The organism is Amycolatopsis sp. FDAARGOS 1241, from assembly GCF_016889705.1.
Lineage (GTDB): Bacteria > Actinomycetota > Actinomycetes > Mycobacteriales > Pseudonocardiaceae > Amycolatopsis.
Window position 1 is genome coordinate 2,429,865 of the sequence record NZ_CP069526.1, and the last position, 23,525, is coordinate 2,453,389.

Below are 23,525 nucleotides of genomic sequence, written 5' to 3' on the forward strand. Positions count from 1 at the left end.
GATCACTACAGTTGCACCGGTGACGATGTCTTCCGGTTACCTGCTTTGGTTGGTCCGCACGGGAAGGGCGCGCACGCGCGCCGACCTGCAGCAGCACACGGGGCTGTCGCGGTCGACCGTGCAGCAGCGCCTGAAGCCGTTGTTCGACCACGGGTACCTGCGTTCCCACGGCACCGAGGATTCGACGGGCGGCCGTCCGTCCGTGCTGCTCGAGTTCACCGACGAAGGCGTCGTGCTCGCCGCCGATCTCGACACGGCGGACGCGCGCCTGGCCGTCGTCGACCTCGAGGGCCGGCGGCTGGCCGAGGAGCGCATCGACCTCGAGGTGGCCGCAGGCCCGGTTCCGGTGCTCGACACGCTCGACGCCCGGTTCCGCGCGCTGATCGAACAGACCGGCCGCCCATCGGCCCAGGTGCGGGGCATCGGTGTCGGGGTGCCAGGACCGGTCGAGTTCGAGACAGGCACCGTGCGCCAGCCGCCGATCATGCCCGGCTGGGACGGCTACTCGATCGCCGATGACCTCGCCGGTCGCTGGGCCGTGCCGGTGCTGGTGGACAACGACGCGAACATCATGGCGCTGGGCGAACACACCCAGCACTACCCGGACGCGTCACCGCTGGTGCTGGTCAAGGTTTCCGCGGGCATCGGGTCGGGGCTGGTGTTCAACGGCGGGCTGCTGCGCGGCGTCGACGGCGGCGCCGGCGACATCGGGCACATCCGCCTGCCCGGCCACGACGACGCGGTCTGCATGTGCGGCTCGCGCGGCTGCCTCGCGGCCGTGGCGAGCGGGGGCGCGCTGGCGCGGCGGCTCACCGAGCGCGGGGTGCCGGCCACGTCGAGTCGCGAGCTGGCCGCGCACCTGGCCGCGGGACGCCCCGAGGCGGTGGAGCTCGCCCGCGAGGCCGGCCGGCTCGTCGGTGAGGTCCTGACCACGGTCGTGTGCATGGTGAACCCCGAGGTGCTCGTGATCGCCGGCGACCTCGCCGACACGCACTTCGTGACCGGTGTCCGCGAGGTCATCTACCAGAAGGCGTTGCCCCGGGCGACGCGGCACCTGCAGGTGACCAGCAGCAGCCTCGGGGAGCTCGCCGGCCTCTACGGTGCCCACGCGATGGTGCTCGACGCCGCGTACGCCCCGGCGGCCGTCGACGAGCGGCTGGCGAGGGAAGGGATGTCGTGACCGAACCCGTCCGGATCGGCCTCGTCGGCGCGGGGCCGTGGGCGCACACCATGCACGCGCCGACGTTCGCCGCCGGACCGGACACCACGTTGACCGCCGTGTACGCCCGGCGTGCCGAAGCTGCCGGGGAACTCGCGGCTGCCCACGGCGCGAAGGGCACCACTGACTTCGACGAGCTGCTCGGCGAATGCGAGGCCGTGGCGTTCGCGGTGCGGCCGGACGTCCAGGCCGCACTGGCACAGCGCGCGGCCCGCGCCGGAAAGGCGGTGTTGCTGGAGAAGCCGGTGGCGCTCACTGTACCGGCGGCCCGCGAACTCGCCGAAGCCGTCGAAGCCGCGGGTGTGGTGAGCCAGCTGGTCCTGACCAAGCGGTACCTCCCGGAAACCCGGCGGTTCATCGAACGCGCCCGGGCGTTCGACGCCGTGGGCGCGCGCTCGTGCTACCTCCACGGTGCTTTCCTGGGCGGCGACCTGGCCACGGGGTGGCGCCTGGAGCACGGTGCCCTGCCGGATCTCGGCCCGCACCTGCTCGACCTCCTCGAAACGACCCTCGGCCCGATCGGCGAGATCCGGGCCGCCGGTGACTCGACCCGGTGGATCGAGCTGACGTGCCGGCACGAGAGCGGCGCCGTCAGCCAGGCGTCGCTGTCCGGCGTGATCGGTCTCGACCGCGCCCGCACCACTGTCGAACTCTTCGGCGCCGTCGGCGCACTCGGCTACGACACGGCGACGATCGACCACAGCGCAGCCTGGCCGATCCTGCGGGCCGAGTTCGCCGCCGCGGTGCGCACGGGCCGCTCGCCCGAGCTGGACGTGTGGCGAGGGGTGCGGTTGCAGGAGCTGATCGCCCAGGCCGAGGAGTCGCTCGCCGCCTGACGCTGTCACGTCCGCCGCGCCCGCGTGGTCTGGTCCGCACGAACGAACGAGAACTCCGGACCGGTGCCGTCGTCGTCTTCGGCGGGGTGGGTGTTCGAGGTCGCGTACGCGATCGCCGGGTCGCCACCCGGGCCGATTCCGTTGCTGGTGGGCCTTTCGGCCGTGGCGACGAGGGCGGCGGCGCTACTGCGGAAACGCGCGGTCGTGCTCGGCGGGGTCACCGCGGTGCTGCTCGCCGCGGACTTCGGGGGCGCGGTGGCCGACCGGTTCGGCGGGCTGGGCGCCCCGGGGACTAGCGGCGTCACCTGGGGCGGCTGGAGCAGCTTCACCACCTACACCGGCACGCTCGTGCCGTAGCTGCCCTCCCGCTCGTCGCACCGCTCGCCGTCGTGGCGACGATCACGGAGACCGTCCTGTGCGCGTGGCTGCTCAGCGGCAGTGGCGCGACGCTGGGCCGCGCGCACGTCGGCCGCGGTGCTGGCCGTGTTCTGCGTGGCGATGCTGACCACGGTCGGTGGCGCCGCGGTGGCGAAGAACGCGGTACCGGTGCCGGCCGGCGGTGCGCTCGTCCTGGGGCCGGTCCCGGTGCGGCGCACGGGTGGCCCGATCCCGGGAAACGCGGCCACGCCACCGGCGTCCGGTGACCGACGCGCGCAACCGTTGCGGCTGTGGGCACCGGCGAAGCGGCCACTGTCCACTCTGTCCAGTGGGAAGAACCGGCGCGACGTCTTCGGGGTCGCCGGGACGCTGCCCGACGACCCCGAGACGGGCGCGGTCAGGCTGTTGCCGCGCGCGCGGCGAAGCGCCGGTCCCGCAGCAGGGCCAGCGGGATCGGCAGGAGGCCGAGCACGCCCACCACGGCGTTGGCAGTCGTGAGGAGCACCAGCTGGCCCGCGCTGTCGGTCATGGTCTCGAACAGGTGGAAGAAGAAGTGCGGCACCGCGAACACCGAGTACGCCACCGCCGCGGGCACGACGTAGTGCGTTTTCGGCTTGATCAGCGCGATCAGCAGCAGTGCGCCGATCCCCAGCAGCGCGCCCCCGAAGTCGTGGGCGAAGTGGTCGCTGAACGGCGGGTTCAGGTTCACGGTCGGGACGTTGTCGTAGAAGCCCTGCGGAGCGAACTGGTTCCAGCCGCCCACGATCAGCGCTTCGAGGAGCAGGATCGCGAGCGCGATCCGGATCATAAGGGTGTACATGGGTTTTCCTTTCCCCGGCGAGCAAGCCGGTACGGCGGTGGGGTGGCGATGACGGTGCCGGTCTCGTCCACTGTGGATAATTGCCGCGCGCATGGCCACCGGGACGCCGGGCCACGGCCCGGAGACCCGCGGCGGCACCGCGAGGTCGACCCCGCCGGTGCCGGGCAGCACGAGCATCGCCGTGCGCCGGGTGCGAGTGGGATTGCGGTCATCGGGCTCACACTCGGCCGGCTTCCCGCCGGACCCGGTTCAGGTACTCTTCGAACGTGCGCTCGCTGCGCGTGTACTCGGCTTTCGGCAGCAGCGCGCCGCCGGTCATCGCCTTGCCGACCGCGCCCGGCAGCTTCACGGGGATGACGATCTTGCGTGACCCGCGAGCCTTGACCAGGCGGCGGGTCATGTCGCCCATCTGCAGCTGCTCGGGGCCGGCCAGCTCGCGCGCGTAGCCCGCGGGGGCCTTGCCGACGTGCGCGGTCAGCGTGTTCGCCACCTCCTGCGCGGACACGGGCTGCGACAGTTCGCTCGGTACGACCACGAACGGCCCGCGCGCGCCTTCGAGCAGCGGCTCCGGGAACTCGTGGAACTGCGTGGCCCGCAGGATCGTCCACGGCACCGGTCCCTGCCGGACGAGCTCTTCCTGCTTGCGCTTGCCGTAGTAGTAACCGAGGTCGACGTCGTCGATGCCGACGATCGAGAGTGCCACCACGTGCCGCACCCCGGCCGAGGCGGCGGCCTCGAGCAGGTTGCGCGTGGCAGCGGCGAAGAACGCGACCGCCGGCTTCTTCCGCACCGCCACGACGTTCGTGACGTCGACGACCTCGTCGCACCCCGTCAGCTTCCCGGCCAGCCCTTCGCCCGTGGTCAGGTCGACGCCGCGCGATCGCGCCAGCACCACCGGCTCGTGCCCGGCCGCGGTGAGTCCCTGCACCACCAGCGTGCCGATCATGCCGGTCCCCCCGGCGACTGCCACTCGCATCGGTCTAACCCCCGTTTCCTCTCGGGTGTGGATCACTGCCCAGACTGCGCAGCCGCGTAGAACGTGACAGCCGGTCGCGGTGACCCATCCCTCGACTGACCGAATGAGAAATTCGGTCAGTCGGTTCTACGCTCGCCGCATGACCATCGAACAGGACCGGCGCGCACTCGTCGTCGGAGTGGGGATCAGCGGCACCCGTTTTCCCGCGGTGGCGGGAGATCTTCGACTACGCGCGCCCGCGGACGTGCCCTCGGCGACGGTGCACCCGCCCGTGATCGTGCGCACCGCATCATGGCGTTCGAAGAGTTCCTGCGGTACCTGCGCGGTTCCGGTGACGTGTGGTACGCGACGCTGCCGCAGGTGTGCCGCGTGAACCGGTCCAGCCGGGGGAGTGCGAAGTGGACTACCGGTCGCCCGGCGTTGCGGCCTAGCTTGGGGTCATGACACACGTGATCGACTCGCCGCCGCGGGGGCTCTCGCGGGCCGGGCGCTGAACAGGGGGACGACGATGCGGATCTTCCTCGCCGGGGCGTCCGGCGTGGTCGGCCGGCGGCTGGTGCCGGAGCTGCTCGCCGCGGGCCACGAGGTGGTCGGGCTCGCGCGTGGCCAGGCGTCGGCCGACACCATCACCGGGCTGGGGGCGCACGCGGTGCTGGGCGACGTGTACGACGCGCCGGGCCTCGCGGGGGCCGTCGCCGCCGCGCGGCCGGACGTCGTGGTGCACCAGCTGACCGACCTCGCGGCCGGCGACCGGGCCGCGAACTCCAGGCTGCGGACGGTCGGCACGCGCAATCTGGTCGACGCCGCCCGAGCCGCGGGCGTGCGGCGGATGGTCGCGCAGAGCATTTCGTGGGCATACGAACCGGGCGCCGCGCCGGCCGCGGAGGGCGTCCCGCTCGACCTGCACGGCGCGCCCGACCGCGTCGCCACCGTGACGGGCGTGGCGGACCTGGAGACCGCCGTCGCCGAGCTGCCGGAGTGGGTCGTGCTGCGCTACGGCACCCTCTACGGCCCCGGCACCTGGTACACCGCCGGCGGCCTCATGGCCCAGCTCGCCGCGGCCGGCCGGCTACCCGCCAACGCGGACGTCACGAGCTTCGTCCACGTCGACGACGCCGCCTCGGCCGCCCTCGCGGCCCTCACCTGGCCGACCGGCGCGGTCAACGTCTGCGACGACGACCCCGCGCCGGGCGTCGAGTGGGTGCCGGTGTTCTGCGCTGCGATCGGTGAGCCGGCACCGGCGCCGGCCGAGGGGGAGCGCACCGGGTGGGCGCGCGGCGCGGACAACCGGAAGGCCCGCAAGGAACTCGGCTGGGTACCGGCGTGGCCGTCGTGGCGCGACGGTTTCGCGAAGGCCTGACCGGCTGCCGGTGCACCGAAGTTCAGCGATCAGGTGCCGAAGTGCCTGATGGGGGGTCACCAGGGGGCGATCGCGGCTCCGTCCAGTAACCGGGTCAGCGCGTCGAGCGCCGGGTGCCACGAGTGCTGCGGCGGGGACGCGAAGCCGATGATCAGGCCGGCCTTCGAGCGACGGGCCGAGTGCCAGTAGCCGGCCGCGTGGAGGCCCTGGACGCGCAGGCCCGCGGAGAGCCCGGTGTCGGTCAGGCGTTTCTCCTCGACCGGGGTGGCCAGCGGCAGCAGGGCGTGCAGGCCGGCGGGGACGCCGTCGAGCGGAACGTCCGTCAGGGTGGCGAGGCGGGCCGCGAGGTCGGCCCGTCGCTTCTGGTAGGTGTGGCGGGCGCGGCGCACGTGCCGGTCGTAGTCGCCGCGTTCGAACAGGTCGGCGAGGGCCAGTTGGCCGGGGGCGGCGACCGTGGCGCCGGTGAGCAGGAGGGCGTCGAGGACGGGGATGCGCAGCCGCTGGGGCAGCACGAGCCAGCCGATGCGCAGGCCGGGCGCCAGGGCCTTGCTCGTGCTGCCCGCGAAGACGACCCGCTCCGGCGCCGAGGCCTGCAGCGCGCCGACGGGCTGCTTGTCGTAGCGGAACTCGCCGTCGTAGTCGTCCTCGACGAGCAGGCCGTCGCACGAGTCGGCCCAGGCGAGGAAGGCGGCTCGCCGGCTGGGGCTCAGCACGACGCCACGCGGGTGCTGGTGCGACGGCGTGAGCAGGACCGCGCGGGCGCCGGCCGGGATCGCGCCCGGGTCGGCGCCGTGCGGGTCCACCGGCAGCGGCGCGGTCGCCAGGCCGGCGCCCTCGATCATCCGCCGGTGGTGCGGCATACCGGGGTCCTCGGTGGCGATCGTGCGCACGCCCGTCTCCCGCAACGCCCGAGCCAGCAGCGCCAGCCCGTGCGTGAACCCGCTGGTGATCACCACCGCTTCCGCCTCCGCCCGGACGCCCCTGGTGCGGGAAACGTACGTGGCCACTGCTTCGCGCAGCACCCGTAGCCCGGCCGGGTCGCCGTAGTCCAAAGTGGAGCCTTCCGCGGCCGTCAGAGTGCGCTTCACGCTCGCCGCCCACAGCCGGTGCGGGAACAGGCTCAGGTCCGGCCGCCCGGGCCGCAGGTCCAGCAACCGCCGGCCGGACGGCTCGGGCGTGGCTTTCGCCGCCGGCAGCCGCGTTTCGGCGACGTGCGTGCCAGAGCCGGTCGTGCTCACGAGCCACCCCTCCGCCACGAGCTGCGCGTACGCCTCGACGACCGTGCCGCGCGCGATACCCAGGTCGTCGGCCAGGCTGCGGGTACCGGGCAGCCGCGTGCCGGCGGGCAGCCGCCCGGACGTCACGGCCTCGCGCAGCGCGGCTGCGATCGACCGCGACCCCAGCTCACCACCGACGTCGATGTGCAGGTCGAGCCCCAGCGGGTTGTCCCACGACGGCACTGCTCAGCCTCCGCGGGCCGCCGCCAACGGGGCGAGCTTGGCCGGGTTCACCACGAAGCACACCTGGTCGATGCCCTCGGGCGACGCGTCGAGCCAGACCGTCGCCAGCGGTTGGCCCGCGCGCGAGACGTAGACGACGTGCTGCCCGTTCGCCTCCACGAACTCGGTCTGCACGTGCTGCCCGTAGATCCCGACCGTCCGCACGAGGTACCGCGCCACGCGCTCGCGCCCCGCCACCGGTTTCCGCGCCGCGGTGACGACTCCGCCACCGTCCGAATAGGCCACGGCGTTCTCCGCGAGCATGTCCTGCAGCTGCGCCGGATCACCCCGCTGCGCGGCCGCGAGGAACGCCCGCAGCAGCCGGTCGCGCTCGGCGGGGCTCACGCGCCCGCCGCGCTCGCGCGCGACGTGGGCGCGAGCGCGGTGCCCGAGCTGCCGTGCGTGTTCCTCGGTGACGTCGAGGAACTCCGCTATGTCGCGGTACGGGTAGTCGAACGCCTCCTTCAGCACGTACACCGCGCGTTCCTGCGGGGTCAGCCGTTCGAGCAGCAGGAGCACGGCCAGCTCCAACGCCTCGTCGCACTCGACGAGGTGCTCGGTGTCCTCGCCGGTCGGGACCGGCTCCGGCAGCCACGGGCCGACGTAGAGCTCGTGGCGCGCCCGCGCGGAGCTCGACGCGGTGAGCGCGAGCCGGCTCGCGGTGGTGACGAGGAACGCCTCGGCGTTGCGCACCGTCGTGCGACCCGTGCGCTGCCAGCGGATCCACGTGTCCTGCACGACGTCCTCCGCGTCGGCCGCCGTCCCCAGGATCCGGTAGGCGATGCCGAACAGGCGCGGGCGCGCGGCCTCGAAGGCCGCCACCGCGTCGGTCAGCCCGCCGTCGGCCACTTCGGTCACTTCGCTGCTCCTCGCGCGCTGCAGGGGCTTCCGATGGTGGCAGGCGTCGCCGTGGAGCGGCAACCGCGGGGTAACCTTGACTCCCGAGGTCCAGGTTGTCTAGGGTGGCGGCCGTGCGGATGAACCGGGGCGTCGAGTGGTCCGTCCACGTCCTGCTGTCGCTCGCCTGGCTCGAGGACGACAGGCCCGTGCCCACGGCGGAGCTCGCGAGCAGCTTCGAACTCCCGGTCGCCTACCTCAACAAGCAGCTGCAGGCGCTCGTCCGGGCCGGCCTGCTGCGTTCGGTCCCCGGCGCCCACGGTGGGTTCCTGCTCGCGAAGCGCCCTGAGGACATCACTCTCATGGACGTGGTCGCCGCGATCGAGGGCCGCGAAACCGCGTTCCAGTGCACCGAGATCCGCCGGCAGGGCATGGGCCAGGACGCGCCCCGCAGCGCGTTCCGCCGCAAGTGCGCGATCGACGCCGCGATGCAGCAGGCCGAGGCGCAGTGGCGCCGGGCGCTGGCGGCGCAGACGATCGCGGACATCCGCGCCGAAGTGGACGGCTACGCGCCGTCCGCCGCTCGTCTCGCCCGCAAGGCGTACGGCCGCGCCTGACCCGGCCCGCCGTCCCCGGGGGGACAGCAGGCCGGCGCGGGTCAGGAGAAGCGGCGTGCCGACGGGTGGCGCAGGTGGTCGCGTTCGCGCATCTCCGCCTCGTCGAGGAACGTCATCATCGGCACGTCGGGTGCGCACACCATGGTCACCACGAACTTGCTCGGCGCGTCGTCGAGCAGATTGGCGGCCTGCCAATGCACGACGTCGCCGCCGGGCTCCCAGAACGCGTCGCCCGCCTTGATCGGGTAAGGCTCCTCACCCTCGAGTTCGAAGAGGATCTGGCCTTCGAGCACGTAGCCGAACACGGGCCCGGAATGCCGGTGCGGGCCGCTGCCCGGATCACCCGGCGGCACCGTCACGGTGCCGACCATGAAGTGCGCCCCCTCCGGGACGAACGGCGGCGTCTGCGTCAGGAGGTTCTCGTAGTTGTTGCTCGGACCGGATGGTTGGTTCATACGGCGAGGCTAAGCCCGTGACGTTCGCGCGCGCCGGTCCACTCGGGACTCGATTTCCTGGACCGGTTGCCGCAGTTCGTTCTCCTGGAAGCCGATCTCGTCGATCTCGGTCTCCAGCACGCAGTGTGCGCCCAGCTGTCTCCGGGGGCCACCGGGAATGCCGATGGCGACGACGTCCCCGGGGCTCAGCGGCGCGGCGTGCGACAGCCGGCGGACCACGTCGACCGGGTCGAGGCCGGCGGTGGTGGCTTCGCGGACGACCGCGCCGTCGACGATCTCGCGCAGGGTGACGCGTGGGCGGGCGCCGCCGGGAGTTCGTCGGGGGTCGCGAGCGCCGACCCGAACGAGAGGGTGCCACCGCCGGGAGTGGTGACGGCGGTGAGGGTGGAGAACCCGGCGATCGCCGCGGCGGCCGCCGGTTCGCATGCGCGGTGGAGCGGCGCGCCGAGCACGGCGGCGAGGTGGGTTTCGCAGTCCGCGCCCGGACCGGGTGGCAAGCGGATCTCGTCGCGGGAGCCGACGAGGGTCGCCGGCAGCCACGTCGCGGTCCGGTTGAGGCGGCCGACGCAGCAGATCCGGCCGGCCGACAGGACCAGCGGCGCGCGGGTGCTGAACATCGCCTCGTGCACGGAGCCCGCGGCCGTGCGCGCGACGCTCCGCCACCACGGATCGCGCAGCGCCGTGCCGACGTCCGGCCACGCCAGTTCGACGAGGGTACCGTCGCGCTCGGCGCGGGCCGCCCGGGTGCCGCCGCAGGTGCGGATCGTGGTCAGTTTCACGCCGGTCTTCCTCTCCTGTGGTGGGCGTAGCTCCACTTCGGACCGCTCGGTTGAGACGGAACGCGCATGAATGGCGCGTTCCCGTCGATGAATCGCGGGGTGAGGTTCGCGACCCGCACTCGCGCCGGGATCGTCCGCGCGCTCTGTCCGGGTTGTGCCGCAATGGGATTACCTGCGAGTTGGGATCGATTCAGGGTGCTCGAACGCTCCGGTCGGCGGCCGAGTAGAACCTTGACATCTTATATCCAGGTTCGTAGTGTTCCCCACAGCCGAGGACGGCCGAGTGTGGCCGCCCCGCGGCTTCCCGCTGGTTGCGGAGCCGGCGGCGAGTTAACCTGACCAGCGCCGGAGGCGCAGAAGGGAAATCCGGATGTCAAGGATCCTGATTGTGGGCGGCGGCTTCGCCGGCGTGTGGAGTGCCGCGAGCGCGGCGAAGCTGCGCCGGGCCCGCGGTTTGTCCGAAAAGGACCTCCAGGTCACCGTGCTCACCGCGGGTGACGACCTGATCATCCGCCCGCGGCTCTACGAGGCCGATCCCGACCGCATGCGGGTGCCGCTCGACCGCGTGCTCGGGCCGATCGGCGTGCGCCGCGTCGCCGGAACCGTGACCGGCATCGACACCGGGGCGCGCACCGTCACCGCCGTCCGGCGCGACGGCACGACCACCGAGGTCGGTTACGACCGGCTCGTGCTCGCCTCGGGCAGCCAGGTCGTGCGGCCCGGCCTCTCCGGTGCCGAGCACCTCTTCGACATCGACACCCTGGCCGGCGCGGCCAGGCTCGACGCGCACCTGCGCCGCCTCCCGGAGCGGGCGCGCGAGCCCGGGCAGTTCACGGCTGTGGTCGTGGGCGCCGGGTTCACCGGCCTGGAGATCGCCACCGAGCTGGTCGGCCGGCTCGAGGAGCTGGCCGACGACGTGCGGGTGGTGCTCGTCGAGCGCCTCGACGCCGTCGGCCCGGAGCTGGGTGAGGGACCGCGCCCGGCGATCGAGAAGGCGCTGGCGGACCTCGGCGTCGAGGTCCGGCTGGGCGTCAGCGTCGACGAAGTCGCGCGCGACGAGGTACGCCTGTCGGACGGCACGGTCATCCCGGCCGCGACGGTCGTGTGGACGGCGGGGATGGCGGCCAGCCCGCTCACGGAGTTCATCCCCGGCGCGAAGGACCACCTCGGCCGGCTCGAGGTCGACGAGTTCCTGCGCGTGCGCGGCCTGCCGGACGTGTACGCCGCCGGGGACACCGCCGCCGCGGTCTCGCCCGCGGAAGGCCGCGTGGTGATGCAGAGCTGTCAGCACGCCATGCCGCAGGGCAAGTTCGCCGGCCACAACGTGGCGGCGGACCTGCTGGACGAGGCGCTGGTGACCTTCCAGCCGGCCCCGTACGTCACGTGCCTGTCGCTCGGCCCGGCCGGCGCGGTCGTCACCTCCGGGTGGGACCGGGAGGTGCAGATGACCGAGCACCTGGCGAAGGACCTCAAGCGCACGATCAACGAGCAGTGGATCTACCCGCCGGTCGACGACCCGGCGGAGCTGCTGAACCAGGCGGGCCCGCGGGGAGAGCTGCCGGAGTACAAGCCCGCCGAACCGCTCGCCGCGGGCTGAGCCCGGGCCGGCTGCGAGAAGTGAGGTCGGGATGGAGTTGCGGCATTTGCGGTATTTCGTCGCGGTGGCCGAGGAGTGTCACTTCGGCCGGGCGGCGGATCGGCTGCACATCGCGCAGCCGGCCTTGTCGCACCAGGTCAAGCAGCTCGAGACCGAGTTGGGGGTCGAGTTGCTGGCCCGGACGACCCGCAAGGTGCAGCTGACGCCGGCGGGGCGGCGGTATCTCGATCGGGCGCGGGCGGTGCTGGCGTCGGTGGATGCGGCGGGGGTGGAGGCCGGGCGCATCGCGCAGGGTGAGGTGGGGCGGGTGGCGATCGGGTTCACCGGATCCGCGACGTATGAGCTGTTGCCGTCGCTGGCGCGGGTGTTGCGGCGGGATTTCCCGGGGATCGATCTGGCGCTCAAGGGGGAGATGCTGACGCCGGGTCAGGTGTCGGCGCTGGTGGAGGGGGGCCTGGACATCGGGTTTCTGCGGCCGCCGGTGCGGGAGCCGGGGCTGGTGGTGCGGGTGTTGCGGCGGGAGCCGTTGATCGCGGCGTTGCCGGCGAGTCATCCGCTCACGGCGCGGGACACGGTGCGGCTGGCCGAGCTGCGGGAGGAGCCGTTCATCTGTTACCCGTCGCGGCACCGGTCGGTGGTGTACGACGCGGTGTTCGACGCGTGTCAGCAGGCGGGGTTCGTGCCCTCGGTGGTGCAGGAGGTCGGGGAGACGGCCACGCTGGTCTCGTTCGTGGCCGGTGGGCTGGGGGTGGCGCTGGTGCCCGCGTCGGTGCGGCACCTGCAGATCACCGGATGCCAGTACCGGCCGTTGGCGGGCACCACCCGCGAGGTGCAGCTCGCCGTCGCCGTGCGCACGGGTGAGGACTCCCCGCACGTGGCCAGGGTCCTCTCCCGCACCCACACCCTCCTCGGCGGCCCGCGCTAGCCGCAACCCGGGATTGAGAAGTCCCGCCTATCAACTCTTCGGATCCAGGTATTTCCGCTTTCTCAATCGGTCGGAAACAATCGGGAAACAGCGCATTTTCCCATCGATTGCATTTTCCCGGACTCAAGGAGGAGCCGTGACCCCGTTCATGCTGGCGGTCCAGTCGTTGCTGGACGGGGCGGAAGCTCCCGTGCCGGCCACCGAACCGGCGGCCTCGCGAAGCGTCGCCGTGGCCACCGACGAGCAGGTGATCATCCGGTCGCTCGCCGAGCAGATGGTCAGCGAAGCCAACGCAGTTCTACGTGAACACGGTGAAGTGCTCAGCCTCGTCGACGACAGCGGCGACGGCGAACTCGCGTTCACCGTCGGGTTCGCCGACCGCAGTGCGCGGATCCGCACCGCGATCGCCGGCCGGGAAGCCGTCGCCTGCCTCGTCATCGCCGGTGAACCCGAAGGCGATCCCCGGCGGCTCGCGAGCGAGGAAGAACTCCGGGCGCTGCTGCTGAGCCTGCTGACTGCTCCCGTGCACCACTGACCGGAAGAGGATCCATGCAATACGAACTGCGCTACCAGGTCATCGAGCCGAAGCGCCAGAGCTACCAGAACGTGATCGACCGGCTCGGCGACCAGCCCGCGAGCCGCTACCTGGAAGGCACGCTGGACGTTCAGCCGCGCGAGAACTTCCACTACCGGCCCACGTGGGACGAGCACCGCGAGATCTACGACGCGGACTACAGCGTGCTGAAGCTCGCCGATCCCTACAGCTACACGGATCCGCGGCAGTTCTACTACACGCCCTACGTCACCAACCGCGCGACGCTGCACGACGAGTTCACCAAGCAGATGGCCTATCTCGAGCAGCGCGAGCTGCTGGCGAAGCTGCCGACGCCGTGGCAGACGGTGCTGACGACGGCCGTGCTTCCTCTGCGCCACTACGAATCCGGCGCGCAGATGGTGAGTGTCGGCGGCGCCCGCTTCGCCTACGGCACCGCGATCGAGCAGTGCTGCAGCTTCGCCGCGTTCGACCGCATCGGCAACGCGCAGATGCTCTCGCGCGTCGGGATCGCGCTCGGCGGCGGCACCGGCGACCTGCTGCAGGTCGGCAAGCGCGAGTGGCTGGAAGGCGAACACCTGCAGCCCCTGCGCCGCTTCACCGAAGAAGCGATGGCGGCGCCGGACTGGGCCGAGGGCCTCGTGGCGATCGACCTGGTCGATTCGCTCGTCTACCCGGTGCTCTACCGCGAGCTCGACGAGGTCGCGCTCACCACCGGCGCTGGCGCGTACAGCCTGTTCACGCAGTACCTGCACACCTGGTTCAAGGACCAGCGCAAGTGGCTCGACGCGCTGATCAAGGCCTGGGCCACCGACGAGGAGTTCGGCGACGCGAACCGCGAGCACCTCGCCCGCATCGTCGCCACGTGGAACCCGCTGGCCCACGAGGCCGCCACCGAAATCGCGCGCGTCGTCGACCAGCAGCTCGCCGCAGCGGGCACGGTCGAGGCCCTCGCGCGCACGACCACCGAAGCCGAGCAGCGCTGGGCCGGGATCACGGGAGGTGCGGCGTGAGCGAGACCCTGCGCCAGGTCGGCATCGACATCCAGGAGTCCGAAGAGAACCGCAGCCTCGTCGCGGCCATCCGCGCCGACAACCCGGAGCTCACCGTCCGGCACCTGCCGGGCCTGGTGAAGCTGCAGGCCGCCGGACAGATCGTGATCAACCGGGACACCGTCGAACAAGAGCTCGGGCGCGAGTGGGAGACGGGCGAGTTCCAGCTCGCCATCGTCTCGTACGCGGGCAACTTCTCCGAGTGGGACGACGACCGGATCATCGTGAAGTGGGAGCACTAGAACATGACTCAGACCGAACCGCGCCGCCGCAAGCTGCCGCTCAAGGAGCGCTACTCGCTGCTCACCCGTGACCTCGACTGGGAACCCAGCTACGTCACCAAGGAACAGCTCTACCCGTACACCAGCTACGAGGGCATCAAGGTCCACGACTGGGACGGCTGGGAGGACCCGTTCCGGCTCACCGTCGACGCGTACTACAAGTACCAGGCCGAAAAAGACAAGCGGCTCTACGCCGTGATCGACGGCTTCGCGCAGAGCCAGGGCCACCTCGGGCTCGCCGACGCCAGTTACCTCAACGCGATCCGCCTGTTCATCCAGGGCGTCACGCCGCTGGAGTACGCCGCGCACCGGCACTTCGCCTACCTCGCGCGGTTCCTCGAAGGCCCGGCGCCGCGCTTCGCTGCGCTGTGCCAGAGCATCGACGAACTGCGCCACTGCCAGACGCAGATCCACACGATCAGCAACTACAACAAGTACTACGGCGGCTTCCACAGCTGGTCCAAGATGCACGACCGCGTCTGGTACCTCTCGGTGCCCAAGTCACTGTTCGACGACGCGATCACCGCCGGCCCGTTCGAGTTCCTCATTTCGATCTCGTTCAGCTTCGAGTACCTGCTGACCAACCTGCTGTTCGTGCCGTTCATGAGCGGTGCGAGCTTCAACGGCGACATGCCGACCATGTCGTTCGGCTTCTCGGCGCAGTCCGACGAAAGCCGGCACATGACGCTCGGCCTGGAGGCCATCAAGTTCCTGCTGGAGCAGGACGAGGCCAACGTGCCGATCATCCAGGCCTGGATCGACAAGTGGTTCTGGCGCGCGTACCGGATGTCCGCGCTGGTCGCCGGGATGATGGACTACATGCTGCCGAAGCCGGTGATGAGCTGGAAGGAGGCGTTCGAGCTCTACTTCGAGGACCAGATGCTCGGCGGCCTGTTCCCGGACCTCGAGTTCTACGGCATCAAACCGCCGAAGCACGTCGAGGACGCCATCGCCGAGAAGGACAAGCTCTCGCACGAGGTCTACAAGATCCTGCACAACTTCTCCTTCGCGGCTTCGTTCACCACGCAGGCGCCGGCCGAATCGCACATGAGCTGGCTCGCGGAGCAGTACCCGGAGACGTTCGACCGCTACTACCGTCCGGTGTGGGAGAAGCACCACCGCATCGAAGCCGAAGGCGGGCGGGTGTTCTTCCAGGGCCTGCCGCAGCTGTGCCAGATCTGCCAGGTCCCGATGGCGTTCACCGAAAAGGACGACCCGGGCCGGATCTCGTTCCGCACCAGCGAGTTCCGCGGCGAGACGTTCCACACCTGCAGCGACGGCTGCCAGTGGATCTTCGAGCGCGAACCGGAGAAGTACGTGCAGGCCTGGTTGCCCGTGCACCAGATCTACCAGGGCAACTGTGGTGGCCCATCGGTGCCTGAGGTCCTGGAGTGGTACGGCATCCAGGACGGCGACAACGGCGAGTACAAGGGCTCGCCCGACCACGAGTCGTGGCTGGGCTGGCACGACGGCGACGTCAAGCAAGGAGCCTGAGATGGCTGTGAAAGCGCGTTACGACTACGACTTCCCCTCCGCCGACCGCGCCGAGCTCTTCGGCGATGACCAGCTGGTGTACGTGCACTGGGAGGGCAATCCGCTGTTCTGCTCGGCCGCGTGCTTCCGCGTGCCGAAGGCGATGCCGTTCGCGGAGTTCGTGGAGAACATGGTCGGCCCCTGGGCCGGCTCGGATCCCGATTTCGACCCTGCGGCCGTGGGCGACTGGCGGGTGAACGACCAGCCCCTCGCCGCATCCGGCGACACGCCGCTCACCGAACTCGGCATCGGCCACAAGGCGATGCTGAAGTTCACCGCCTGAGGCCGTCCGAACGGAGGAGAACGTGGCGACCCACACCATCCGCGTGGAGCCGATCGGCGCGGAGATCCAGTGCCGGGAGGACCAGACGGTGCTCGACGCCTGCCTGCGGGAGGGGATCTGGCTGCCGCACGCGTGCACGCACGGCACGTGCGGCACGTGCAAGGCTCAGATCCTCGACGGCGATGTGGACCTCGGCGACGCGTCGCCGTACGCACTGCTGGACAGCGAACGCGAGGAAGGCGCCGCGCTGATCTGCGTGGCCCAGCCGCGCGGCGACGTCGTCGTCGAGGGTGAAGTCGACGTGGACGAGGGCGTCGGCGTCCACCCGGTCCGCGACTTCACCGGCCGGGTGGAGGTGCTCGACGAGATCGCCCCCGACGTGCGGCGGCTCGTGCTGGCCCTCGACCGGCCGATGGAGTTCAACCCCGGGCAGTACGTGCTGCTGGAAGTCCCGGGCGGGCACCAGCGGCCGTACTCGATCGCCAGCACGCCCGCGGACGGCAAGGTGATCGAGCTGCACCTCAAGCGGTCCGAGAACGGCAAGGCCACCGACGGCTGGGTGTTCTCGACGTTGGCCGTGGGCGACGAGGTGGCGCTGTCGGGTCCGTACGGCCGGTTCTCGTTCCGTCCACTGAGGACGCAGCCGATCCTGCTGCTCGGCTCGGGCACGGGGCTGGCGCCGCTCAAGTCGATGGTGCAGCACATCGCGGAGAACGGCGGTGGCCACCAGGTGACGCTGTACCACGGCGTGGCCACGAAGGACGACCTGTACGACCGGGAGTTCTTCGAGGACCTGGCGCAGCAGCACGACTGGTTCACCTACCGGCCGGCGTTGTCGCGTGAAGAGTGGCAGGGCCGGTCCGGGCGCGTCCCCGCGCTGCTGGCCGAGGACTACCCCAAGGCCGGCGGGCACGTCGCGTACATCTGCGGCAGCCCGGCGATGGTCGAGGACACGATGAAGGCGCTGATGAAGGCGCGGCTGTTCCCGCGCGACATCTACCGCGAGGACTTCTTCGACTCGGCGGACCGGGCGGCGGGCGCGAACGTCGTGCGCAGCCCGCTGATCCGGCGGTGAGGGGCGAGCCGTGAAAGTGACGAGAGTCGAGGCCGTCCCGTTCGCGATCCCGTACCGCAAACCGCTGCGGTTCGCGAGCGGGGCGGTCGACACGGCCGAGCACGTGCTCGTGCGGGTGCACACCGACGACGGCCTGGTCGGCACGGCCGAGGCGCCGCCGAGGCCCTTCACCTACGGGGAGACGCAGCGCTCGATCAAGGCGGTGATCGACACGATCTTCGCGCCGCAGCTGATCGGGATGTCCCCGCTGGCCAGGGAAGCCGTGCACGCGAAGCTCGACCGCACGGTGGGCAACCCGGCCGCGAAGAGCGCCGTCGACATGGCGCTGTGGGACCTCATCGGGCAGAGCCTCGGCGTGTCGGTCCGGGACCTGCTCGGGGGCTACACCGACCGGATGCGCGTGTGCCACATGGTCGGGTTCGCGCAGCCGGGGGAGATGGTCGACGAGGCCGAGCGGATCCGGTCGGAGTACGGGATCTCCACGTTCAAGGTGAAGGTCGGGCGCCGGCCGGTGCGGCTCGACGTCGACGTGTGCCGGGCGCTGCGCGCGGCGCTCGGCGAGGAGGTGGAGCTCTACATCGACGGCAACCGCGGCTGGACGGCTTCGGAGGCGGCGGTCGCGCTGCGTGCGCTCGACGACGTCGGCCTGCTCTTCGCCGAGGAGCTGTGCCCGGCCGACGACGTGCTGGGCCGGCGGTGGCTCGCCACGCAGAGCCGGATCCCGTTGTACGCCGATGAAAGCGCGACCCGGCCGGGGGAGGTGACCCGCGAGCTGCTGGCGGGCGCCGCCCACGGTATCAGCATCAAAACCGCCCGCACCGGGTTCACGCACTCGCAGCGGGTGCTGAGCCAGTGTTCCGGGCTCGGCGTCGAGGTCGTCCTCGGCAACCAGATCGACGGCCAGCTGGGCTCGCTGTGCGCGGCCACGTTCGGCGCGGCGTTCGAGCTCACCTCGCGGCGGGCGGGCGAGCTGTCGAACTTCCTGGACATGACCGACGACCTGCTCGCCGAACCGCTGCGGATCGAACACGGGGAGCTGCGCGTGCCCCAGGGCCACGGCCTGGGCGTCCGGCTGGACGAGGACAAGCTCGCGCACTACCGCCAGGACTGATTCCCACCACAAGAAGAGGTGTTTTCCGCCATGACCGAAGTCGTTTCACCCACCGCCGCCGCCTCGGGTGCGTCCGCGACGAAGACCTTCCAGGAGCGTGTGAAGTCGGCGGCGTCGTCCGACGTCGCGCGGGTGAACGCGCTCGCGTCCGACGCGCTGGCCGCGCTGCGCGAGGTCGTCCGCAAGCACGAGCTGACCTACGACGAGTACAACGCCTTCAAGGCCTGGCTGATCCGGGTCGGCGAAGACGGCGAGTGGCCCCTGTTCCTCGACGTGTTCCTCGAGCACGAGGTCGAGGCCATCGCCAACGCGCGGCGCGAGGGCACCGCCGGCAGCATCGAAGGCCCCTACTACGTGAGCGGCGCGCCCGAGCTGGGCTCGTCCGGCGCCTTACCCACCCGCGACGGCGAGCCGGGCCAGCCGCTGCGCTTCTTCGGCCAGGTGCGCGCCGTCTCGGGCGAACCACTGCCCGGCGCCGTCGTCGACTTCTGGCAGGCCGACGCCGACGGGCTGTACTCCCAGTTCGCGCCCGGCATCCCGGAGTGGAACCTGCGCGGCCGCTTCACCACGGACGCCGACGGCAACTTCTCCGTCGACACCATCTACCCGGCGCCCTACCAGATCCCCACCGACGGAGCCACCGGCGCCCTCATCGTGGCCGCCGGCTGGCACGCCTGGCGCCCGGCCCATCTCCACATCAAGGTCTCCTCCCCGGCCCACCAGCTCATCACCACCCAGCTCTACTTCGACGGCGGCGAACACGTCGGCGACGACATCGCCACCGCGGTGAAGTCCGACCTGATCCTCAACCCGACCCCGACCGAGGACGGGAAGGGGCACCAGGTCCGGTACGACTTCGTGCTGGACCCGGCTTGATGGGTGATCCGGGGGGTGACCGGCACGTTGGTTGATCGGGAGGCTTGAAGCGCAAGCGATGCCGGCTCCGACCTTTGTGGGAGAGCCGGCATCTCTCGATTCGACCGCAGGATTCCTGCGAAACTTTCGGCACACACGACGCCAGCTCTCACCTTTCGGGAGAGCCGGCACACTCGATACCCGACCGCGAGATATCTACGAGATTCGAAGTGCACCCAGGCCTGGCCCTGCACCTCGATCCCCCCTGCTCCGCGGTCTGGACTACGTGTCAAGACGCTTTCCCGCCTTGACACGTGGTCCAGACCGTGGTGATATTCAAAGATCAGGGTGCCTCTCGCGATCTGCGCCCGGCGATGTTGCGCGCCAGCGCAAACGAGCCGTGGGCGTCGTCATGTGGATGGCGTGTCACGCAACCGTCATCCGGCTCGTCGCGCCAGCGCGCGACATTGCGCCGGGATCGCCTCCACCCCGGATCCGATTATCCTAACGACGGTCTGAATCACTTTGTCAAGGCGGGAAAACGTACCTTGACAAAGTGATTCAGACCGCGTGGAGGCTGCGGATCGAGATGCAGGCCGGGGTCTGGGTGCAGGTCTGTCGCTGCCGGGTGGCGGTTGGTCCCGGGGTGTGCGGCGGTCGGGTGTGGGGGCTGCTGCCGTTTCGCGGTGGGGCACGATGATGGTGGGCCGCGGATTCCGCGCCGCTGTCAGGAATCTTCCGCCGATCGGCCTTTTCACTGATTGGCGTCGGCGCGGCGGCGCCGCCCCAGCAGTCGCCGGGTGGCGGTTGGTCGTGGGGTGTGCGGCGGTGGGCTGTGGGGGCTGCTGCCGTTTCGCGGTGGGGCACGACGATGAGCCGCGAATTCCGCGCCGCTGTCGCGAATCTCCCGCCTATCAGCCGATTCACGGTCTGGCGCTGGCGCTGCCACGCCGCCCGTCCCAGCAGCCGCTGGGCGGCTGGTTGGGTGTAGGGTCGGCCGCCGTTTCGCGGTGGGGAAGATATGAGCGGCGGATTCCTCGCCGCTGTCAGGAGTTTCCGCCCATCGGCCGATTCACCGACTTGCGTCGGCGCGGGGCAGCCCGTCCGAGTACCTGCCGGGTGGCGGTTGGTCGTGGGGTGTGCGGCGGTTGGGGATGGGGACGGCTGTCGCTTCGCGGTCGGGCAAGGCGATGAGCTCTGAACCCGTCGCCACTGTCGGAATTTCCGCCGCCCTGCCGAGCCACCGAACAGCGCCGGTACAGTCACCTCACCTCACCTCACCTCACCTCACCACAGCCGCGCTGGACCGGCCGCGTCAGCGGCGCCCGGCCACAGCCGCGTGGGCCCGGCCGCGTGAACGCCGTCCAGCCGCCGCCACAGTCGCGCCGGCGCCACCCCGCCACGGGCGCGCCGGCCCGGTCGCGTCAGCGCCGCTACAGCCGCGCCAGTACCGCCCCTTCATGCCCGTGCCAGCACTGCCACGCCGCCACCACACCCGGCCGCCCACCGACCACTCCCCAGCCCATCCACCACTGTGACATCTCCTTCACCCCCCAACCCCACCAAACCCCAGCTCATCGCCCAACGGCAACTCCCAAATCTTGACACAAGGTATCCAGGATCCTTAACATCCAGATATGAAGATGACCGAAGGCGTCGAATGGGCAGTCCACACGCTGCTCACCCTCGCCTGGGTGGACGACGACGAACCGGTCCCCGCCACCCGCCTGGCCGCGAGCCACGAACTCCCTCCGGCCTATCTGAACAAGCAACTGCAAGCCCTAGTGAAAGCGGGTCTGCTCGAATCCCTCCCCGGCGCTCGCGGAGGCTTCCGGCTGGCCCGGCGCGCCGCGGACATCACCCTGATGGACGTCGTCACCGCGATCGAGGGGCCGGCCCCGGCGTTCCGGTGCACGGAGATCCGCCGCAAGGGGATGGGCGCGGGCGTGCCGGAGAGTTGCTTCAGCACCACCTGCGCCGTGAACGCCTCGATGCAGCGGGCCGAACTCGCGTGGCGCCAGGCACTGGCCGCCCAGACGCTCGAAGACATCCGTGCCGAAGCCGACCGCCACGCCCCCGCGATGGCAGGCATCGCTCGCCGGGTCTACGGCCGTGAATGAGCACGGGGTGGTGCCCGCCCGGGTGCGAACAGGCGCGCCGCGGAAGCGGGGGTCGCGCCCGAACGATCGAGCCCATCCCCACGCGGGGCACGCCAAGCTGCCCGGACCTGCGGGTCCAGGTGGGCCGTGCCACGCGTCGCTCCGGTGCGCGGCCCCCGCACCGGAGCGCCCGGCCCGGTGCGGGCGTGCCGGACCACGCGCCCGCACCGGGGCCGGGCCCCTCGAGCTTCGGCGCCCGGTCAGCGGGCGGGCCGAACCCAGCAGCGGCACCGGTGAGGGGCACGTCGAACGGGGGACAGGCGATGACCGAAGGAGTCGCGCCGCGGGTGAACGGCAAGGCTGTTGTCAAAGACCCGCCGCTGGTGGCCCGGATCGACCGGCTGATGCTGGCGACCGTGCTCGTGCACTTCCCGATCACCTCGGCCCACGCCGCGCTGCACCTCGGTGCCGGCGTGGTGCTGGACGTGGCGCAGCTGGCGTTCGTGGTCGTGGTGATCATCGCGCTGCCGGTGTACGCGATCTACCGGCACCGCGGGACGGCGGGCGCCGTGCTGCTCGTCGGGTCGATGGCGGCGTCGTTCCTGTTCGGGTTCTTCTTCCACTTCTTCTCCGACACCGGTGACAACATCGCCCACGTGCACGGCGGCTCGGCAATGCCGTTCAGTGTGACGGCGCTCGTGCCGGCGGTGGTGGAGTTGTTCGGCACCGTGCTCGCGGCCGCCGTCCTCCGGAGGCGGGTGCGGATCTCATGAGCCGGCTGACCACCCCGACCAAGGGAAACCCACCGGCGCTGGAGAAGGCCGGCGCAATCGCGAAGGCGGTCGACGACCGCTACCACCTCGCCAAGGGCCTTCGGCACCAGATGAACAAGGTGTTCCCGACCCACTGGTCGTTCCTGCTTTACGCGTTCGTCGTCCTGCTGCTCAGCGGTGTGCACCTGACGCTGTTCTTCGACCCCTCCATGCAGGAAGTCACGTACCACGGCGTGTACCCCAACATGCAGGGCCTGGAGATGTCGCGGGCGTTCAAGTCCACACTGGACATCTCGATGGAGGTCCGCGGCGGGCTGTCCGTGCGGCAGCTGCACCACTGGGCCGCGCTGATCTTCATTGCGGCGATGATGGTCCACATGTGCCGCGTGTTCTTCACCGGCGCGTTCCGCCGCCCGCGCGAAGGCACCTGGCTGATCGGCGCGACGCTGCTCATCCTCGGCATGTTCGAAGGATTCTTCGGCTACTCGCTGCCCGACGACCTGCTGTCCGGCACCGGGATCCGCGCCACGCTGTCGGGGATCATCCTGTCGATCCCCGTGATCGGCACGTGGGTGCACTGGGCCGTGTTCGGCAGCGAGTTCCCGGGTGACCAGATCATCCCGCGGCTCTACACCGTCCACATCCTCATCATCCCGGGCATCATGCTCGCGCTGATCGCCGCGCACCTCGCGATCGTGTGGTACCAGAAGCACACGCAGTTCCCCGGGGTGAGGCGCAAGGAGACGAACGTCGTCGGGATCCGCATCTTCCCGGCATTCGCGCTCAAGGCGGGAGCGTTCTTCACGATCGTCACAGGCGTGCTCGAGCTGCCGGCGGGGCTCTTCCAGATCAACCCCATCTGAAACATCGGACCGTACAACCCGTCGCAGGTTTCGGCAGGTTCGCAACCCGACTGGTACCTGGCGTGGGCCGACGGCCTGCTGCGCATCTGGCCGGTGTGGGAGCTCTACCTCGGCAACTACACGGTGCCCGCCGTCTTCTTCGCCGGCGCGATGGGCATGGGCATCGTGTTCACCCTGCTGCTGACCTACCCCTTCGTCGAACGAAGGCTGTCGAAGGACACCGCGCACCACAACGTGCTGCAGCGCCCGGGTGACGCACCCGTACGGACTTCACTGGGCATGATGGCACTCGGGTTCTTCGCCGTCATCGAGCTGTCCGGCTTCAACGACATCATCGCCGACCAGTTCGACATCTCGCTCAACGCAATGACGTGGGCCGGCCGGATCGGGGCGCTCGTCGTGCCGCCGCTGGCGTATTTCCTCACCTACCGGATCTGCCTCGGCCTGCAGCGCTCCGATCGCGAAGTGCTGGAGCACGGCGTGGAAACCGGCATCATCACCCGGCTGCCGTCTGGCGGCTACCTCGAGATCCACCAGCCGCTCGGTGAGGTCGACGGCCACGGTCACCCGCTGCCGTTCGAGTACCAGGGCGCGCCGGTGCCGAAGAAGATGAACAGACTCGGAGCCGCGGGCCGCGCCGTCCCCGGGTCTCTGCTCACGCCGGACCCGCCCGAGGAGACCACCGCCGTCGCCCGCATCCGGGGCTCCGGCGGCCACTGAGGACAGTCGCGGCCGGGCAGTGCGATCCA

Annotated in this window: 25 protein-coding genes and 1 pseudogene; 18 read left to right on the plus strand and 8 right to left on the minus strand. The window is 70.8% G+C overall.

Features of this window, described 5'->3' with window-relative positions; genetic code table 11:
- Positions 1-25: 25 nt before the first annotated feature.
- The 3 genes from I6J71_RS12025 (at position 26) to I6J71_RS12035 (ending at position 2,412) form a co-directional block, all read left to right on the plus strand.
- A complete protein-coding gene (locus I6J71_RS12025) occupies positions 26-1,180 on the plus strand; it encodes an ROK family protein (RefSeq protein WP_204097003.1) in 1,155 nt (384 codons plus the stop codon).
- Positions 1,177-2,055 carry a Gfo/Idh/MocA family protein gene (locus tag I6J71_RS12030; RefSeq protein WP_204094790.1) on the plus strand — a complete coding sequence of 293 codons (879 nt, stop codon included), beginning with the start codon at positions 1,177-1,179 and terminating at the stop codon, positions 2,053-2,055. Before I6J71_RS12025 ends, I6J71_RS12030 begins: the two co-directional genes overlap by 4 nt.
- A gap of 63 nt (positions 2,056-2,118) precedes the next feature.
- On the plus strand, positions 2,119-2,412 hold the full coding sequence (locus I6J71_RS12035) for a hypothetical protein (RefSeq protein WP_204094791.1): 294 nt from the start codon (positions 2,119-2,121) through the stop codon (positions 2,410-2,412).
- Here the strand turns inward: I6J71_RS12035 and I6J71_RS12040 are convergent.
- From I6J71_RS12040 to I6J71_RS12050, 3 genes are all read right to left on the minus strand, one after another.
- A complete protein-coding gene (locus tag I6J71_RS12040; RefSeq protein ID WP_204094792.1) occupies positions 2,388-2,681 on the minus strand; it encodes a hypothetical protein in 294 nt (97 codons plus the stop codon). The genes I6J71_RS12035 and I6J71_RS12040 overlap by 25 nt on opposite strands.
- Positions 2,682-2,830: 149 nt before the next feature.
- A complete protein-coding gene (locus tag I6J71_RS12045; protein WP_204094793.1) occupies positions 2,831-3,253 on the minus strand; it encodes a hypothetical protein in 423 nt (140 codons plus the stop codon).
- 217 nt (positions 3,254-3,470) lie between these two features.
- Complete coding sequence (locus I6J71_RS12050; RefSeq protein ID WP_204094794.1) at positions 3,471-4,229, minus strand: SDR family oxidoreductase; 759 nt, start codon at positions 4,227-4,229, stop codon at positions 3,471-3,473.
- 508 nt (positions 4,230-4,737) lie between these two features.
- Here I6J71_RS12050 and I6J71_RS12055 point away from each other — a divergent pair.
- A complete protein-coding gene (locus I6J71_RS12055; protein ID WP_204094795.1) occupies positions 4,738-5,589 on the plus strand; it encodes an NAD(P)-dependent oxidoreductase in 852 nt (283 codons plus the stop codon).
- Positions 5,590-5,645: 56 nt separating this feature from the next.
- Here I6J71_RS12055 and I6J71_RS12060 read toward each other — a convergent pair whose 3' ends face one another.
- Both I6J71_RS12060 and sigJ read right to left on the minus strand, forming a co-directional pair.
- Positions 5,646-7,049, minus strand: a complete 1,404-nt coding sequence (locus I6J71_RS12060; protein WP_204094796.1) for a PLP-dependent aminotransferase family protein — start codon at positions 7,047-7,049, stop codon at positions 5,646-5,648.
- A 3-nt stretch (positions 7,050-7,052) separates the two neighbouring features.
- Positions 7,053-7,946, minus strand: coding sequence for an RNA polymerase sigma factor SigJ (gene sigJ / locus I6J71_RS12065; protein WP_239154704.1), 894 nt, complete (start codon positions 7,944-7,946; stop codon positions 7,053-7,055).
- 119 nt (positions 7,947-8,065) lie between these two features.
- Here sigJ and I6J71_RS12070 point away from each other — a divergent pair, with 119 nt between their 5' ends.
- Complete coding sequence (locus tag I6J71_RS12070) at positions 8,066-8,542, plus strand: Rrf2 family transcriptional regulator (protein WP_370542205.1); 477 nt, start codon at positions 8,066-8,068, stop codon at positions 8,540-8,542.
- A gap of 41 nt (positions 8,543-8,583) precedes the next feature.
- On the opposite strand, the gene I6J71_RS12075 is transcribed toward I6J71_RS12070, so the two are convergent.
- From I6J71_RS12075 to I6J71_RS12080, 3 genes are read right to left on the minus strand one after another with little or no spacing between them, the layout of a single operon-like run.
- Complete coding sequence (locus tag I6J71_RS12075) at positions 8,584-8,997, minus strand: cupin domain-containing protein (RefSeq protein WP_204094798.1); 414 nt, start codon at positions 8,995-8,997, stop codon at positions 8,584-8,586.
- 9 nt (positions 8,998-9,006) lie between these two features.
- Positions 9,007-9,282 carry a fumarylacetoacetate hydrolase family protein gene (locus tag I6J71_RS50585; protein ID WP_370542206.1) on the minus strand — a complete coding sequence of 92 codons (276 nt, stop codon included), beginning with the start codon at positions 9,280-9,282 and terminating at the stop codon, positions 9,007-9,009.
- Entirely contained in the window at positions 9,183-9,776 is a 594-nt protein-coding gene (locus I6J71_RS12080) for a fumarylacetoacetate hydrolase family protein (RefSeq protein ID WP_204094799.1), read from the minus strand. The genes I6J71_RS50585 and I6J71_RS12080 overlap by 100 nt, the downstream gene beginning before the upstream one ends.
- A gap of 370 nt (positions 9,777-10,146) precedes the next feature.
- Here I6J71_RS12080 and I6J71_RS12085 point away from each other — a divergent pair, with 370 nt between their 5' ends.
- The 13 genes and pseudogenes from I6J71_RS12085 (at position 10,147) to I6J71_RS12145 (ending at position 23,496) form a co-directional block, all read left to right on the plus strand.
- Positions 10,147-11,373, plus strand: a complete 1,227-nt coding sequence (locus I6J71_RS12085; RefSeq protein WP_204094800.1) for an NAD(P)/FAD-dependent oxidoreductase — start codon at positions 10,147-10,149, stop codon at positions 11,371-11,373.
- 31 nt (positions 11,374-11,404) lie between these two features.
- Complete coding sequence (locus I6J71_RS12090) at positions 11,405-12,298, plus strand: LysR family transcriptional regulator (protein WP_204094115.1); 894 nt, start codon at positions 11,405-11,407, stop codon at positions 12,296-12,298.
- Between the two features lie 136 nt (positions 12,299-12,434).
- Positions 12,435-12,833: a hypothetical protein gene (locus tag I6J71_RS12095; protein ID WP_204094801.1), complete on the plus strand. Its 399-nt coding sequence runs from the start codon at positions 12,435-12,437 to the stop codon at positions 12,831-12,833.
- Between the two features lie 14 nt (positions 12,834-12,847).
- Complete coding sequence (locus I6J71_RS12100; RefSeq protein ID WP_204094802.1) at positions 12,848-13,864, plus strand: phenol 2-monooxygenase; 1,017 nt, start codon at positions 12,848-12,850, stop codon at positions 13,862-13,864.
- On the plus strand, positions 13,861-14,145 hold the full coding sequence (locus I6J71_RS12105; protein WP_204094803.1) for an MmoB/DmpM family protein: 285 nt from the start codon (positions 13,861-13,863) through the stop codon (positions 14,143-14,145). The genes I6J71_RS12100 and I6J71_RS12105 overlap by 4 nt, the downstream gene beginning before the upstream one ends.
- A gap of 3 nt (positions 14,146-14,148) precedes the next feature.
- The gene (locus tag I6J71_RS12110; RefSeq protein ID WP_204094804.1) at positions 14,149-15,678 is read left to right on the plus strand and encodes a YHS domain-containing protein; all 1,530 of its coding nucleotides are present in this window, start codon (positions 14,149-14,151) and stop codon (positions 15,676-15,678) included.
- A 1-nt stretch (position 15,679) separates the two neighbouring features.
- On the plus strand, positions 15,680-16,000 hold the full coding sequence (locus I6J71_RS12115) for a phenol hydroxylase subunit P4 (protein ID WP_204094805.1): 321 nt from the start codon (positions 15,680-15,682) through the stop codon (positions 15,998-16,000).
- A gap of 22 nt (positions 16,001-16,022) precedes the next feature.
- Complete coding sequence (locus I6J71_RS12120) at positions 16,023-17,075, plus strand: NADH:ubiquinone reductase (Na(+)-transporting) subunit F (protein WP_204094806.1); 1,053 nt, start codon at positions 16,023-16,025, stop codon at positions 17,073-17,075.
- Between the two features lie 10 nt (positions 17,076-17,085).
- Entirely contained in the window at positions 17,086-18,186 is a 1,101-nt protein-coding gene (locus I6J71_RS12125; RefSeq protein WP_204094807.1) for a mandelate racemase/muconate lactonizing enzyme family protein, read from the plus strand.
- Positions 18,187-18,216: 30 nt separating this feature from the next.
- A complete protein-coding gene (catA, locus tag I6J71_RS12130) occupies positions 18,217-19,062 on the plus strand; it encodes a catechol 1,2-dioxygenase (RefSeq protein ID WP_204094808.1) in 846 nt (281 codons plus the stop codon).
- A gap of 1,622 nt (positions 19,063-20,684) precedes the next feature.
- Positions 20,685-21,161 (plus strand): Rrf2 family transcriptional regulator, encoded by a 477-nt coding sequence (locus I6J71_RS12135; protein ID WP_370542123.1) that lies wholly within the window; start codon positions 20,685-20,687, stop codon positions 21,159-21,161.
- Positions 21,162-21,463: 302 nt separating this feature from the next.
- Complete coding sequence (locus I6J71_RS12140; RefSeq protein ID WP_204094810.1) at positions 21,464-21,913, plus strand: hypothetical protein; 450 nt, start codon at positions 21,464-21,466, stop codon at positions 21,911-21,913.
- Positions 21,910-23,496: pseudogene (locus tag I6J71_RS12145) on the plus strand (cytochrome bc complex cytochrome b subunit). Before I6J71_RS12140 ends, I6J71_RS12145 begins: the two are co-directional and overlap by 4 nt.
- Positions 23,497-23,525: the final 29 nt, after the last annotated feature.

What these genes read in the sequence shown, in the direction of transcription:
- I6J71_RS12070 (WP_370542205.1), top strand. Translation starts at nt 8,066, where the DNA reads ATGAACCGGGGCGTCGAGTGGTCCGTCCACGTCCTGCTGTCGCTCGCC.
- I6J71_RS12085 (WP_204094800.1), top strand. Translation starts at nt 10,147, where the DNA reads ATGTCAAGGATCCTGATTGTGGGCGGCGGCTTCGCCGGCGTGTGGAGT.
- I6J71_RS12115 (WP_204094805.1), top strand. Translation starts at nt 15,680, where the DNA reads ATGGCTGTGAAAGCGCGTTACGACTACGACTTCCCCTCCGCCGACCGC.
- I6J71_RS12055 (WP_204094795.1), top strand. Translation starts at nt 4,738, where the DNA reads ATGCGGATCTTCCTCGCCGGGGCGTCCGGCGTGGTCGGCCGGCGGCTG.
- I6J71_RS12050 (WP_204094794.1), bottom strand. Translation starts at nt 4,229, where the DNA reads ATGCGAGTGGCAGTCGCCGGGGGGACCGGCATGATCGGCACGCTGGTG.
- I6J71_RS12090 (WP_204094115.1), top strand. Translation starts at nt 11,405, where the DNA reads ATGGAGTTGCGGCATTTGCGGTATTTCGTCGCGGTGGCCGAGGAGTGT.
- I6J71_RS12135 (WP_370542123.1), top strand. Translation starts at nt 20,685, where the DNA reads ATGACCGAAGGCGTCGAATGGGCAGTCCACACGCTGCTCACCCTCGCC.
- I6J71_RS12025 (WP_204097003.1), top strand. Translation starts at nt 26, where the DNA reads ATGTCTTCCGGTTACCTGCTTTGGTTGGTCCGCACGGGAAGGGCGCGC.
- I6J71_RS12045 (WP_204094793.1), bottom strand. Translation starts at nt 3,253, where the DNA reads ATGTACACCCTTATGATCCGGATCGCGCTCGCGATCCTGCTCCTCGAA.
- I6J71_RS12110 (WP_204094804.1), top strand. Translation starts at nt 14,149, where the DNA reads ATGACTCAGACCGAACCGCGCCGCCGCAAGCTGCCGCTCAAGGAGCGC.
- I6J71_RS12140 (WP_204094810.1), top strand. Translation starts at nt 21,464, where the DNA reads ATGACCGAAGGAGTCGCGCCGCGGGTGAACGGCAAGGCTGTTGTCAAA.
- I6J71_RS12075 (WP_204094798.1), bottom strand. Translation starts at nt 8,997, where the DNA reads ATGAACCAACCATCCGGTCCGAGCAACAACTACGAGAACCTCCTGACG.
- I6J71_RS12100 (WP_204094802.1), top strand. Translation starts at nt 12,848, where the DNA reads ATGCAATACGAACTGCGCTACCAGGTCATCGAGCCGAAGCGCCAGAGC.
- catA (WP_204094808.1), top strand. Translation starts at nt 18,217, where the DNA reads ATGACCGAAGTCGTTTCACCCACCGCCGCCGCCTCGGGTGCGTCCGCG.